General features: G+C 55.2%; 12 protein-coding genes. 7 read left to right on the forward strand and 5 right to left on the reverse strand.

What is annotated here, in order from left to right:
• On the forward strand, nucleotides 1–456 hold a 456-nt coding region (locus OGX96_RS01200), incomplete at its 5' end, for a winged helix-turn-helix domain-containing protein (protein WP_286582039.1).
• A gap of 375 nt (nucleotides 457–831) precedes the next feature.
• Here OGX96_RS01200 and OGX96_RS01205 read toward each other — a convergent pair.
• The 5 genes from OGX96_RS01205 to OGX96_RS01225 all read right to left on the reverse strand — a co-directional run bounded on the left by OGX96_RS01205 (nucleotide 832) and on the right by OGX96_RS01225 (nucleotide 5,739).
• Nucleotides 832–1,704, reverse strand: coding sequence for a phosphorothioated DNA-binding restriction endonuclease (locus OGX96_RS01205; protein ID WP_286582041.1), 873 nt, complete (start codon nucleotides 1,702–1,704; stop codon nucleotides 832–834).
• Nucleotides 1,705–2,203: 499 nt separating this feature from the next.
• Nucleotides 2,204–3,460, reverse strand: a complete 1,257-nt coding sequence (locus tag OGX96_RS01210; RefSeq protein WP_286582043.1) for an NAD(P)/FAD-dependent oxidoreductase — start codon at nucleotides 3,458–3,460, stop codon at nucleotides 2,204–2,206.
• The gene (locus tag OGX96_RS01215; protein ID WP_286582045.1) at nucleotides 3,447–3,701 is read right to left on the reverse strand and encodes a (2Fe-2S)-binding protein; all 255 of its coding nucleotides are present in this window, start codon (nucleotides 3,699–3,701) and stop codon (nucleotides 3,447–3,449) included. Before OGX96_RS01215 ends, OGX96_RS01210 begins: the two co-directional genes overlap by 14 nt.
• Nucleotides 3,698–4,801 (reverse strand): NAD(P)/FAD-dependent oxidoreductase, encoded by a 1,104-nt coding sequence (locus tag OGX96_RS01220; RefSeq protein ID WP_286582047.1) that lies wholly within the window; start codon nucleotides 4,799–4,801, stop codon nucleotides 3,698–3,700. Before OGX96_RS01220 ends, OGX96_RS01215 begins: the two co-directional genes overlap by 4 nt.
• Entirely contained in the window at nucleotides 4,798–5,739 is a 942-nt protein-coding gene (locus tag OGX96_RS01225) for a 4-hydroxyproline epimerase (RefSeq protein ID WP_286582048.1), read from the reverse strand. The genes OGX96_RS01220 and OGX96_RS01225 overlap by 4 nt, the downstream gene beginning before the upstream one ends.
• A 308-nt stretch (nucleotides 5,740–6,047) precedes the next feature.
• Between OGX96_RS01225 and OGX96_RS01230 the strand changes: the two genes are divergently transcribed.
• The 6 genes from OGX96_RS01230 (at nucleotide 6,048) to OGX96_RS01255 (ending at nucleotide 14,360) form a co-directional block, all read left to right on the forward strand.
• A complete protein-coding gene (locus tag OGX96_RS01230; RefSeq protein WP_008786078.1) occupies nucleotides 6,048–6,863 on the forward strand; it encodes an AraC family transcriptional regulator in 816 nt (271 codons plus the stop codon).
• Nucleotides 6,864–7,001: 138 nt separating this feature from the next.
• Nucleotides 7,002–7,922: a dihydrodipicolinate synthase family protein gene (locus OGX96_RS01235; protein WP_003830108.1), complete on the forward strand. Its 921-nt coding sequence runs from the start codon at nucleotides 7,002–7,004 to the stop codon at nucleotides 7,920–7,922.
• Between the two features lie 14 nt (nucleotides 7,923–7,936).
• Nucleotides 7,937–9,544, forward strand: a complete 1,608-nt coding sequence (locus OGX96_RS01240) for an aldehyde dehydrogenase (NADP(+)) (RefSeq protein WP_286582193.1) — start codon at nucleotides 7,937–7,939, stop codon at nucleotides 9,542–9,544.
• An 11-nt stretch (nucleotides 9,545–9,555) separates the two neighbouring features.
• A complete protein-coding gene (locus OGX96_RS01245) occupies nucleotides 9,556–11,157 on the forward strand; it encodes an APC family permease (RefSeq protein WP_286573911.1) in 1,602 nt (533 codons plus the stop codon).
• A gap of 11 nt (nucleotides 11,158–11,168) precedes the next feature.
• Nucleotides 11,169–12,179: an Ldh family oxidoreductase gene (locus OGX96_RS01250; RefSeq protein ID WP_128612191.1), complete on the forward strand. Its 1,011-nt coding sequence runs from the start codon at nucleotides 11,169–11,171 to the stop codon at nucleotides 12,177–12,179.
• Between the two features lie 810 nt (nucleotides 12,180–12,989).
• Entirely contained in the window at nucleotides 12,990–14,360 is a 1,371-nt protein-coding gene (locus OGX96_RS01255) for a tyrosine phenol-lyase (RefSeq protein ID WP_008786082.1), read from the forward strand.
• Nucleotides 14,361–14,375: the final 15 nt, after the last annotated feature.

Here is a 14,375-nt window from a genome sequence, read left to right on the forward strand (position 1 = left end):
CTGAAAGATAAAATCGCCCGGGAGCTGGCCGTCATCGTGCGCCAGCTCATGCAGACGTTCAGCGACCCGATGACCGCGCGCACACTGCTCCAGTCGCAGCAGAACTCCGACGAGGCACTCAGCATCAAGCGCGACGCTGACCCGACATTCGATTTTTGTGGCTATCTGGAGGCGCTGCCCGAGCCTGACGGTATGTACATGGGGAATGCGAATATCATCCCGCGACAGCCGCGCCTGTACCTGTATCACGCCTATCTGGTCTACATGGAGGCGCACGGCTACAAGAACACACTCAGCCTGACCATGTTCGGCAAAGGGCTGTCATCGATGCTGAAAGAGTACGGGCTGAATTACGCCAGGCGGCGAACAAATCAGGGGATGCAGACGAACCTTGCGCTCAGGGAGGAAAGCAACGCCGACTGGCTGCCCCGGTGCAACGAAACCACCGCGACATAACCTACCCGGACCGGCATCAGCCGGTCTTTTTTTATCTGAAATCCCGGAAAGTGAACAGTAAAGTGTTCACTGTTCACGGACTGTTCACTGCATATCGCATTGAAATTAAAGACAAATAATGGCGAGTGAACAGTGTGAACAGTTTTCCGTAAAAAAAGTTTTTTTTAGGTCCTTCATTCTTCCGGTTTGGATCCGTAGCACGGATCCAAACCGGAGATTATGTTTTGAAGTTATTAATCTTTCTTATCAATGTGTTGTCGTTTGAAGGGGGTTAAAAAATGATGGGGGCACAAATGGGGGCACTTTAATGAGATGTGGTAAATAAATTCTTTATATTTAACATGTTAAGTTGTGATTTGAGTCCGGCCTTCGCACTCACCCTCTAAACACCTCCTTCCTGTGCCACTCCACAAAACCTTCTTTTGGATAATTCTCGCGCATCATCGGTAGAGCAATCTCCTTCCCGTCGAAATCCCAGAATAGTCTGCCCACCATGCCGCTGCCATTTACTGCGGGTGACACCTGAACTCGCATACTCTCATCCAGCCCAATCGAACCTTTATCAAATGCTTTATGGTGGATTGCACACAGCGCCAGGCCGTTTGAAATCTCGCACGGGCCGCCGTGCTGTTTCCATTTAATATGGGCGGCCTCTAGGGCAACCGAAGTGCTGTCGTGGCGCATATTGAAGCCACAAATGGCGCATTCATAGTTATAGGCACGCAGAACCTGCTGGCGGAACAATGGGTCCCGCTGTTTGCGGATTTGCAGGATATCAAACCCCAGTTCATCCGCGATCTCTTCCTGGATGCTTTCGGTGAAGTGAGCCTCGAGAATTTGCTGTGCCAGGGTGTTAATGAGGTTGTTGCTCTTTTTCAGCAGGGCAAAATGTTGTTCATCAAAGCCTCCGGCAACGTTATGCGCCACCAGTTCTCCGGCAGGGGGCTGTTTGCTGCTGCCGGATGTTGAGCAATGCTCGGAGTTTTGTAGCTCCCAGAACCCATCTCCCTGTAAGCGCCAGAAGGGCATATCGGGGCGGTACTGCGCGCGCTGTGGCCCAAATCGCTCCAGCAGGCTATGCAACGGGTCGCGAACTTCCGACCCGTAGTCAAACAGGCGACCGTGACCCTGCTGATACCCCGCCAGCACATGAAGCAGCAGCAGAGGCTTGTGCGGAGCACGCTGCTCGCCTTTACGCCAGATGGTGATGTCGGCAATTGCCCGTTGCAGGGATTTACTGGAAGTCATTGATTTCATTTTCGGGTAAATAATTGCGATGATGCTCGCAAAATATCACTTAATCAAGCGTTGCTGTGTCTATTTCGGCCAACACTAAAAACAATATTCATTATCGAATTCGCAGATTAAATAAAACACTTTTTTCGCCATATTATTTTTAAGTTATTCATGCTTATTCATAGGGGGTGGTATAAAAATAAACCTTGCTTTAGTAAGTGTTATTTTTCTAACTATACGAAAAGAAAAGGTTATTTCCTGGGGTGTTATGCTGGTTTCTGCTTATTAATAAAAGCAATATCGGTAATTTGAAGTGTTGGGTTTATCATATTTTAAACATGCATTACATTCCCTTTATATTTTTGAATGTTTGGCAGAAATAGGACGCTCGGTTCCCAATACACAGAGCGAAATAGATATGGGTGAAGATAAAAATTATTCCCTTTGACGAAACGGTCTACGGATACACCACATCAAAAAAGGCGCCAGTGGGCGCCTTTATACCTGACCATCACCCCTCAGGCTTTGCGAGATGGATAAGCGTGTCGACACGCGCGGGGGAGAGCGGTTCGCGGGGCTGCGGCAGCGGCCAGCCGTACAGCCAGCGGGCGCTGGTGGCGCAGACTTTCCCCTGACAGGCCCCCATTCCACAGCGTGAGGCGAGCTTTGCCGCCTGCCAGCTTTCGGCGTTTTGCACGTCGCCACAACGAATATCCTCACAACGGCAGAGCAGCGTATCCGCGGTGGTCGCGGCTTTAAGCGACTCCGGCAGCGCAAACGTCGTATGCAACGCCTGGGCAAAACGCTGCCAGCGGGCGCGCGCGGAGATGGCGCTTTGGGCCTTTTGCGGACAATTTGCGGCGGCATAGCCGGCAATTTCTCCCTCGGCTAACGCCAGCTCGCTGCCGCCAAAGCCCGTGCATTCTCCTGCCGCATAGATATCCTGCACGCTGGTGCGTTGATCCGCATCGACCCAAATAGCCTGATTTTCTCTTTTGCAGCCAAAGATTGCGCCAGGTTCTATATTCGGTACCAGCCCATAGCCAATGGCCAGCCTGTCGCAGGCGATCTCCCGGGTTTGCCCCTGGTGGCGCACGGTCACTGACTGCAGACAGGTATCACCCTGCGCTTGGATGACCTGGCTTGCCGGATGATATCGGGCTGGAAAGAGCTCGCCGAACTGACGCAATTTTTCAGGCCAGCGCCATAGCCCGGTTGCGAAACGGGCCAGTGCGGTCATCGGGGCCTGTTCGATAATGGCGACAATATTCCCGCCAGCGCGTTTCACCGTACTGGCGACCGCCAGCAGAAGAGGACCGCTGCCTGCAATGACCACGCGTTCCCCCTTGAGTTGCAGGCCATGTTTTATCTGCGCCTGCAGGCCTCCGGCCCCCGTCACATTGGGTAGTGTCCAGCCGGGAAAAGGCAGCGAGAGTTCTCTGGCGCCGCAGCATAAAATCAGCCGCTGCCAGCGGATTTCGCCGCAGTCGTCTGCGGTTTCGAAGACTACGGAATGTGGGGTGGGGCGGGCAATTAGCCGGGCACCGCTCAGCAGCGTGATGTTGGAATGTTCAGCTACCGCCTGACGAAGCCGCCTGGCGTCCCGGGGGAGCGAGACCTGCGGCCCGTCGCGCCAGATTTGCCCGCCGGGGCGAGGATTGTCATCAAGGATTATCACTGATTTTCCACAGCGTGCGGCAGCCAGTGCCGCCGACAATCCGGCTGGCCCTGCGCCAAGGATCAGGATCTCACAGTCAACGCTTTGCATGATGGCTCCTTTCAATCACCATTTCGGGCTGGCATTCCGTCTGGCAGGCCGGCACCCGGTGTCCGTTCACCGTGACGCGGCACTCCTGGCACACCCCCATTCCGCAGAAGGGCGCGCGCAGTTGACCACTCACCGAACGACGGGTCACGCCGTTGCCCACCAGGGCCAGTGCTGCGGCAATACTCATTCCGACGGGAACCTCACAGGTCTGGCCGTCGATAATTATGTTCAGGGTCGTCATGCGATGGCCTCCTGCTTGTGCAGGCGAGCGGGAAGCCAGGCATCCGGGGACACCGCCGGGCGCTCGCCAAGGATCTGGGCGCAAAGTAACTCGGCGGTTGCTGGCGCGGTTGTGACGCCGAGTCCTTCATGTCCCAGCGCCAGCCAGATACCCGGACGCGCAGGATGTGGGCCAATCAGCGGGTTACCGTCAGCCGATGCCGCGCGAAAACCGCTCCAGCAACGGATGATATTTAGCGTCTCCAGAGAGGGTAAAAAATGGCGCGCGCGCGCCAGCATCTGTGCCAACAGGGGGAGATCAACCTCGCGGTCGGTGTTATCAAACTGGCGGGAGGAGCCAATCAGCAACTGTCCGGTGGGGCGTGGCTGAATGTTAAATGCCACTGAGGTGCCGCCTGCATGGGCGCTGGCACCGTATCCCAACTCTACCAGCTGGTGGCTGAGCAAGGGGCCGTAGCGGTCGGTGATCGCCAACTGACCTTTTTTGGGTCTGAGCCAGTTTTCACCCAGCAGCGTGTTGGCCCCCAGACCGCTGGCGATGACGATGGCGCGTGCGCGCAGTCGTTTGCCGCTGTGTAGAGTGACGTAAGGGGCATCAACAGAGAGGGCGCTATCCCGAAGGTGCGTTAAATCGGCATCGTTAATAAACCAGCGGGCGACGTTTGGGGCGTAAACTATCCCGTCGCCGGGGACCCACAGCCCGCCAGTGAGTCCGGCGGTGAGCAGCGGTTCGCGCGCGGCAAGCCGATCGCGGGTCTGCATTTCGCTGACAACCTGGTATTGTGCCATCCGTTGTTTCTTTTCTTCTGCCAGCGCAAGCTCTTGCGGCGTTTCCGCCAGCCACAGCGTGCCGCATCCGCGCCAGGCACAGCTTTCCGGCATCCGGGGCGTCAGTTTGCGCCAGTACGCCAGAGACCATGCAGAGAGTGCGAGCTCCGCAGGATCGTCATCCATGCACACCAGGTGACCCATACCCGCCGCCGTCGCGCCCGCATTGCCGTCATCGACCAGCGTGACTCGCTGCCCGCGAGCGGCCAGTTGCCAGGCGCAGGCGGCCCCAATAATCCCGGCACCGATGACGATGACGTCACTTTCGATCACAGCGAGATCCCCCAGCAGAACGGATCTTCAGGATTGAGGATCAGTCGGTTGTCACCACAGACCCATGCCTCCCCGCGGATTGTTGGGACGATCTTGTCGCCATGCGGCACGAAATGCGCCGTAAATTCGCTGCCGATGATGCTCGCCTGTCGCCATGATTCTCCGGATTTGAGTTTTCCGTCCTCTGCCAGACAGGCCAGCTTAGCGCTGGTGCCGGTGCCGCAGGGCGATCGATCCCAGGCTTTACCGGGGCAGAGTACAAAGCTGCGGCTGTCCGCGCGATCATCTTCTGCAAACAGTTCGATGTGATCGATAATGCCGTCATGTTCGCCACGGATGCCTGCACGATCTAACCCTTCACGGATTGCCCATGCGTACTCCGTCAATTCAGGGATCTTTTCCGGCGAGACCGCGAACGGATGATCGTTGACAAGGAAGAACCAGTTGCCGCCCCAGGCGATATCACCCGTTACCGTACCGTGGATGGTTTCAACCTGTACCTGCTTACGCCAGCGGTAGGCCGGCACGTTTTCGACCGAGACGCTGCCGTCTTCGTGCAGCGTGGCGGTCACATCGCCCACCGGCGTTTCAATAAGATGTTTACCGGGCTGAATGCGCCCAAGCCATGCCAGCGAGGCAATCAGCCCGATGGTGCCGTGACCGCACATGTTCAAAAAGCCGCAGTTGTTAAAGAAGATGACTCCCGCCGTGGCCTGTGGCGAAACTGGCTCACAGAGCAATGCACCGACCAGAACGTCGTTACCGCGCGGCTCAAGAATAATGGCTTTACGCCAGTCGTCGTAGTCGCGGGAAAAACGCTCCCGACGCTCGCTCATGTTCCCCATTCCCAGATCCGGAAAGCCGTCGATGACCAGGCGAGTGGGTTCACCGCCGGTGTGAGAATCAATCACTCTCAGTTCACTGTACTGTGCTGTCATAGGATCTCCGGGAAGTTAATATTTTGTTGCTAAATGCTGGCGCAAGCTTTGCGTCCCGGCTTGATCGCTTTCGTCACTGTAAATGACGAAATCAGCATAATGGCCGCTGTCATCGTTAAGGCGATATCATATTTATTTGTTATTAATCATTTTGTTAGTGGTGTGGTAAACCAAAAAAGGCAACCGCGCCAGTGGCTGGAAAAGGGGAAATTATAAATCTACGGCAGGATCGCAAAACGCAGTAAGGATGCTTGCTGAGTTAACAAAAAGTTAATAAATATTCAGATCACTAATCGGGAGGAAGCGTGATGTCCTGTGTGATTAATGATGTGCGGGCCCCGTCGCCGGTGCCTGAAGTGGCTGAACTTAGCCAGATATGTGAGGGGTTGGCGCGTCAGCGTCCGGACAATATCCAGACGTTGCTCCATGCGATGGCATTGATTGCGCCGCTGCTCAATGCCATTCCGAATGTGGTTTTTTTTATCAAAGATGTGCAGGCCCGCTATTTAATGGTCAATATGACCCTGGCACGACGCTGCGGGTTTAAGACGGTCGTTTCTCTGCTGGGTAAAACCTCTGCTGATGTTTTCCCTTCAGCGCTTGGGCTGGGCTATACCGAGCAGGATATGCGGGTGCTGCGCGAAGGGGTAACGCTGCGCGATCAGTTGGAAATGCATCTCTACAACGGTCGTGAACGCGGCTGGTGTTTGACCCAGAAGCTGGCGCTGCGGGATGCGCAGGGCCAGGTCATCGGTATGGCGGGGATTTCACACGATCTGCAGGAAGCGCAGGCGCGTCACCCGGCGTGGCAGCGGCTGGCGATCGTCGACGATCATATCCGCAACCATTATCACCGTCCCATCGCGATGGAGGAGTTAACCGCCCTGAGCGGCATGTCGGTGGCGCAAATTGAGCGCTACTGTAAGCGTATTTTTCATCTCACGCCGCGCCAGATGATCCACAAAGTTCGGCTGGAAAAAGCCACCGAACTGCTGGCGGGCGATACGCCGATTACCGATATTGCGTTGCAGTGCGGTTATACCGATCACAGCGCGTTTAGCCGCCAGTTTAAGGCGATGACGGGCTCTACGCCGCGTGATTTTCGCATTACGCTTGCCGGGTAAGACACACTCACTGTGCTAATTTCGTCATCAAAGAGGAAGAAAACCACCAAGCAGTCGGTCGCCTGAAACGTCAATCTGTCAGTGAATATTCACCATTCATTCACTTTAAATTAACAAATTGACGACAAGGAACCGAACATGAGCAAGAAAGCCATTCACTGGAGCGGTGTATTCCCGGCAGTCAGCACCCAGTTTCGTAGCGATTATTCCCTGGATCTGGATGCCACCCATACGGTGATGAAAAACCTGGTCAAGGATGGTGTTTCTGGCCTGGTGGTGTGCGGCAGCGTGGGGGAGAACACCTCTCTGACCACGCAGGAAAAGCTACAGATCATCGAAGTAGCGAAAGATGCTGCGGGCGGTCAGATCCCGGTTATTGCGGGGGTGGCCGAATTCACCACCGCGTTTGCACAGAAGATGGCGAAAGAGGCAGAGCGCGTGGGCGTCGACGGTATTATGGTGATGCCTGCGCTGGTGTATTCCTCAAAACCGCATGAAACAGCGGCCCACTTCCGCAGTGTGGCTACGGCTACCGACCTGCCTATCATGGTGTACAACAACCCGCCGATTTACAAAAACGACGTGACGCCGGACATCCTGGCGACGCTTGCCGACTGCGACAACATCGTCTGTTTCAAAGACTCCTCCGGCGATACCCGCCGTTTTATCGACCTGCGCAACTCCGTTGGCGACCGCTTTGTGCTGTTCGCTGGGCTGGATGATGTGGTGGTCGAGAGCATTGCCGTTGGGGCGGAAGGCTGGATCTCCGGAATGTCGAACGCCTTCCCGCGTGAAGGGGAGACGTTGTTCCGCCTGGCGAAACAACAGCGTTATGAGGAAGCGATGGCGCTTTACCGCTGGTTTATGCCGTTGCTGCATCTGGATGCGCGCCCGGATCTGGTGCAGTGCATCAAGCTCTGTGAAGAATTGCTGGGGCGTGGCAGCGCCATTACCCGTCCACCGCGTCTGGCGCTGGAAGGGGATACCCGTGCGCAAGTGGTGGCGATTGTTGAGAAGGCGCTGGCGACCCGTCCACAGCTGCCGGATGTTGGCCTTTAAGTAAAGGAGTGATGATGACGCTACCTCTCTCTGTTTCGGGTCAGCAGTTTATCGCCGGACGCCGCGTGGCAAGCGGTGAGGCGACGCTGCCAAGCCTGCGTGCCGCTGACGGCAAGCTGACCGGATACCATTTTTACCCGGCCTCTCGTGAGGAGGCCGCCGCCGCGGCGGAGGCGGCTGACCAGGCGTTTCCTGTCTATTCACAGACAGCGCCGGACGTGCGTGCCCGCTTTCTCGACACCCTTGCCGACGAGCTGGATTTGCTCGGCGAGGATTTTTTCGCCATAGCCCACCAGGAAACGGCACTGCCGCTGGCGCGGTTACAGGGAGAGCGCACCCGTACCAGTAATCAGCTGCGCATGTTTGCCGGGGTGCTACGTCGGGGCGATGCCTTTGGCGTACGTATTGATACCGCACTCCCTGACCGCCAGCCGCTGCCACGCCCGGACCTGCGTCAGTATCTGACCGCGCTTGGCCCGGTGGCGGTGTTCGGGGCCAGCAATTTTCCGCTGGCCTTTTCTACGGCAGGAGGCGATACCGCATCCGCGCTGGCGGCGGGTTGTCCGGTGGTGGTGAAAGCTCATCCCGGACATATGGCGACGGCGGAATTGACTGCCCAGGCGATTGTGCGTGCGGTCACGGCATCTGGCCTGCCTGCGGGCGTTTTTAACATGATTTTCGGCACCGATATTGGCGCGGATCTGGTTCGCCATCCGGCGATTCAGGCGGTGGGTTTTACCGGTTCGCTGCGCGGTGGCAAGGCGCTCTGGCAGCTGGCGCAGCAGCGTCCGCAGCCGATCCCCGTCTTTGCGGAAATGTCGGCTATTAACCCGCTGATTATTCTGCCGCAGGCTGTCGCCACGCGGGCAGAAACGCTGGCCAATGAGCTGGTGTCCTCTTTCACTTTGGGATGTGGACAGTTTTGTACCAAGCCGGGGCTGATCCTTGTCTTACGCGGCGAGGGTATGTCCCGTTTCACGCAGGCGCTGAAGGTCGCGGTTGACCAGGCACCGGCACAGATCATGCTGAATGCCCCGACGCTTGCCCATTATGAAGAGGGTGTCAGCGCGCTTGAGGCACATCCTCATATTCAGCGTTTGGCAGGGTCTGATGAATCGGTTATCGGCCGCGCGCAGGCCCGGTTGTATCAGGCTCCGGCTTCGCTGCTGCTGGAACAGGATCCACTGCTACAGCAGGAGGTGTTTGGCCCGCTGGCAGTGTTGGTCGAGGTGGACGATGAGGCGGAGTTGCAGTCCATTTTGCGCGTGATTCCGGGCCAACTGACGGCTACTGTGCACGCCGAATCTGATGATGGGCCGCTGGCACAGCGCCTGCTGCCAGCCCTCACTGAAAAAGCGGGACGCGTTTTGTTTAACGGTTATCCGACCGGGGTCGAGGTCTGTGATGCCATGGTGCACGGCGGTCCGTGGCCTGCCACCACCGATGCTCGCGGTACCTCGGTAGGGACGCAATCCATCGACCGTTTTTTACGCCCGGTATGCCTGCAAAATGTGCCTGCCGCGCTGCTTCCGCCTGCTGTCCAGGATGACAACCCTCTGAACCTGCTGCGCCTGATTAACGGGCAGTGGACCCGGGAAGCCATTTCCCCCTCTGTTGACTGAAGGGCATGACCATGACGATTCACTCTACGCACCAAACACAGGCCCGCGTTGCTGAGGTGGGTAAATTTAAAAAGCAGCTAACGCTGACCGACCTGACGTTTATTGGGCTTGGGGCTATCTTCGGTTCCGGCTGGCTGTTTGCCGCAAGCCATGTGGCATCGATTGCCGGACCTGCGGGCATTGCCTCGTGGGTCATCGGTGGGATTGCCGTTTTGCTGTTGGGGATTGTCTATTGTGAGCTGGGCGCGGCACTGCCTCGTGCCGGGGGGATTATCCGTTATCCGGTCTTTTCCCACGGTGAGTTGATGGGGTATCTGCTTGGATTTATTACGCTGATTGCGTTTTCAAGCCTCATCTCCATAGAGATTGTTGCCGCGCGGCAGTATGCGGCAGCATGGTTCCCGATGCTGACTCAAACTGGCTCAAGCGACCCAACGTTGCTGGGATGGATAGTGCAGTTTTTGCTGCTGTGTTTGTTCTTCGGGCTGAATTACTACAGTGTAAAAACGTTTGCCCGTTCCAATAACATCATCAGTATTCTGAAATTTTTGGTGCCGTTGGCGGTCGTTGTGACGCTCTTTACCTTTTTCAAACCTGAGAACCTGCACGTTCAGGGAATTGCACCCTTTGGTATGTCGGGCGTTGAGGCTGCGATTAGCGCCGGTGGGATCATCTTCGCCTACCTGGGGTTGACGCCAATTATTTCGGTGGCGAGTGAAGTAAAGAATCCGCAGCGTACCATCCCGGTGGCGCTGATTTTATCCGTGGTGCTGTCGACGATTATTTACGTGCTGTTGCAGTTGGCATTTCTTGGCAGTATTCCTACCGAAATGCTGGGTGGCGGCTGGGCGGAGATCAGCAAGCAATTTTCGCTGCCGTACCGGGATATCGCCATTACGCTCGGTATGGGCTGGCTGGCGTTTATGGTGGTGTGCGACGCGATTGTCTCCCCAAGTGGTACCGGCAATATCTACATGAACGCCACGCCGCGCGTGATTTATGGTTGGGCGAAAGCAGGCACCTTCTTTAAGACGTTTACCCACATCGATAAAGAGTCTGGCATTCCGCGTCCGGCGCTGTGGCTGACCTTTGCATTGTCTATCTTCTGGACATTACCGTTCCCGTCATGGGAACAGCTGATAAGCGTGGTGTCGGCGGCGCTGGTACTGAGCTACGCCATTGCCCCGGTCACGGCGGCGGGGCTACGTCGTAATGCACCGGATTTGCCGCGCCCATTCCGCGTGCGTGCCTTCGGGATTATCGGTCCGGTGTCGTTTGTGATTTCGGCGCTGATTGTATTCTGGTCTGGCTGGGGCACGCTGTCATGGCTGTTGGGACTGCAGATTGTGATGTTTGTCGTCTATGTGCTTTGCAAATCAAAAGTGCCGGTACACACCGTGAGTCTGGCGCAGCAGGTGAAATCGTCTCTGTGGCTTATCGCCTTCTACGCGCTGATTATGCTCTTCTCCTGGCTGGGCAGTTTTGGGGGCACAGGGGTGATTGGTCATCCGTGGGATACGGTGGTGGTAGCGGTGATGTCGCTGGGAATTTACTACTGGGGTGAGCGAACCTGTCTGCCGCGGGCTAACTTTACCGGTGATGAAGAAGAGTAAAGGAGTCGGTCATGGAGATGGTAAACCTCTCGTTAACAGAGGCTTATGCGCTGGCATATAAGGTGCTGCGCGGGAACGGATTCAGTGAAGCGCATGCCGTGGCGATCGCGACAAACGTGACCCACGGTGAGCGTGATGGCTGTGCCTCGCATGGTTTGTGGCGGTTGCTGGGGATTGTGGAGACGCGACGTAAAGGAAAGGTGTCACCTGACGCTGAGCCGGTTATCACCGATACCGCGCCGGCCATTGTGAAGGTGGACGCCGGTGGGGCATTTTCCCTGCTGGCATTCGAGCGCGCGCTTCCACTGCTGATAGAAAAGGCGCGCCACAGCGGTATTGCAGCCCTGGCGATTAACCGCTGTGTGCACTTTTCGGCGCTGTTTGCCGATGTTGAGCCGCTCACGGAGGCGGGGCTGGTGGCGCTGGCGACGACGCCCAGCCATGCGTGGGTTGCTCCCGCAGGCGGGACGCAGCCGCTTTTTGGCACTAACCCGATAGCATTTGGCTGGCCGCGTGAAGAAAAACCCCCGTTTATCTTCGACATGGCCACCAGTGCGGCGGCACGGGGAGAGATCCAACTCCATCAACGGGCGGGAAAAGCGGTGCCGGAAGGGTGGGGGATTGACGGTGACGGTCAGGCCACCACCGACGCGCAGGCGATCCTCGACGGTGCGATGTTGACGTTTGGCGGGCATAAAGGGTCTGCACTGGCGGCAATGGTGGAACTGCTTGCCGGACCGCTCATCGGCGATATGACCAGCGCGGAATCGCTGGCGTGGGATAAAGGGGCGGGCGGGTTGCCCTATGGTGGCGAGCTGATTCTGGCCCTGGACCCGGCCCGCTTTCTGGGACGGGAGGCTCCGCAGCATCTGGCACGTGCCGAGAGACTCTTTGCCGATATGCAGCGGCAAGGAGCGCGTTTGCCGGGCGAGCGTCGCTATCATTCCCGTATGCGTACAACTCGTGACGGTGTAGAAATAACCCATTCGCTGTTCAAGGATATATCCGCGTTAGTGAAATAATTATCGCGAGAACAGGAGGGATGATGTCCCTCCTGTTATACGTTTATATAAATAGTTACTGTGATTAGCGATGCGCAGGTGTTGGCGCACCTTCGTATCGCGCTAATAAAACCCCTGTAAATTCCCCCAGTGATCTTCGGTAAGTCCAGATGTAAATAAGATGAAATAAGCGCGAATTGCACGCTTTCGGAATAAATAGAAAACGCCTTCACCCCAATAAATCCGGTATTATTCATCGCATTTATTCATTATCTTTCACGCGCCTGAATATCCCCATGCTCCAGAAAACAACGCCTGTCGGCATCAGGCCAAAAATGCGATCTAACTCACTGAAGCAAATAGCAAACTCTGAAACAACGCTTAATTGTACACTTTGCTTTACACTTTTAGTGATGTGAATCACAAATATAAACCCGTGAAGTGATCCGACTCTCACAAATTGGGGTGTACTCATTGAGCAATACATTATGAGCACAGCCTGGAAAGTTAAGTTTTCAGTATTTTCCCTCTCCAGTGACATGCAACGGTGAAGGGCAAATCAACACGCAAAAAAAACTCGTTGAATATGAACGGGTAAAAAAATGACGTGTGATTTGCATCACTCATATTTACAGCTTTTTAAATTATTGCCAGTGATTAATGTTGACCGGGCTATTTCCATAATCAATCAAATCTTGCATAGTGCCTCCACATTATTTCTCCCCCTGGCTCAGGAGGCGAATAGTTATATTTCATCAGACTTTATTGATGAACCAGGTATGATTTACTTCACATTAATACGTACATGACCACTGTTACTGGAGAAACAAAATGAATTATCCGGCAGAACCCTTCCGTATTAAAAGCGTTGAAACTGTATCTATGATCCCGCGTGATGAGCGCCTTAAGAAAATGCAGGAAGCGGGTTACAATACTTTCCTGTTAAATTCGAAAGATATTTATATTGACCTGCTGACCGACAGTGGTACCAACGCAATGAGCGACAAGCAGTGGGCCGGAATGATGATGGGTGATGAAGCGTACGCGGGCAGCGAAAACTTCTATCATCTGGAAAGAACCGTGCAGGAACTGTTCGGCTTTAAACATATTGTTCCGACTCACCAGGGCCGCGGCGCAGAAAACTTATTATCACAACTGGCTATTAAACCAGGGCAATATGTTGCCGGGAATATGTATTTCACTACCACTCGTTATCACCAGGAAAAAAATGGTGCGGTGTTTGTCGATATCGTTCGTGACGAAGCGCACGATGCCGGTCTGAATATTGCGTTTAAAGGTGATATCGATCTTCAAAAATTACAAAAACTGATTGATGAAAAAGGCGCAGAGAATATTGCGTATATCTGCCTGGCGGTGACGGTTAACCTCGCGGGCGGGCAGCCGGTCTCGATGGCGAACATGCGTGCGGTGCGTGAACTGACGGCAGCGCACGGCATTAAAGTGTTCTACGACGCTACCCGCTGCGTAGAAAACGCCTACTTTATCAAAGAGCAAGAGCAGGGCTTTGAGAACAAGAGCATCGCCGAGATCGTGCATGAGATGTTCAGCTACGCCGACGGTTGTACCATGAGTGGTAAAAAAGACTGTCTGGTGAACATCGGCGGCTTCCTGTGCATGAACGATGACGAAATGTTCTCTTCTGCCAAAGAGTTAGTCGTGGTCTACGAAGGTATGCCATCTTACGGCGGCCTGGCCGGACGCGACATGGAAGCCATGGCGATTGGCCTGCGCGAAGCCATGCAGTATGAGTACATCGAGCACCGCGTGAAGCAGGTTCGCTACCTGGGTGATAAGCTGAAAGCTGCTGGTGTACCGATTGTTGAACCGGTGGGTGGTCACGCGGTATTCCTCGATGCGCGTCGCTTCTGCGAGCATCTGACGCAGGACGAGTTCCCGGCACAAAGTCTGGCCGCCAGCATCTATGTGGAAACCGGCGTACGTAGTATGGAGCGCGGAATTATCTCTGCGGGCCGTAATAACGTGACCGGTGAACACCACAGACCGAAACTGGAAACCGTGCGTCTGACTATTCCACGCCGTGTTTATACCTATGCACATATGGATGTCGTGGCTGACGGTATTATTAAACTTTACCAGCACAAAGAAGATATTCGCGGGCTGAAGTTTATTTACGAGCCGAAGCAGTTGCGTTTCTTTACTGCACGCTTTGATTACATCTAAAAAATAGTTATGGCC

The organism is Citrobacter sp. Cpo100 (genome assembly GCF_030332595.1).
GTDB classification, from domain to species: domain Bacteria; phylum Pseudomonadota; class Gammaproteobacteria; order Enterobacterales; family Enterobacteriaceae; genus Citrobacter; species Citrobacter portucalensis.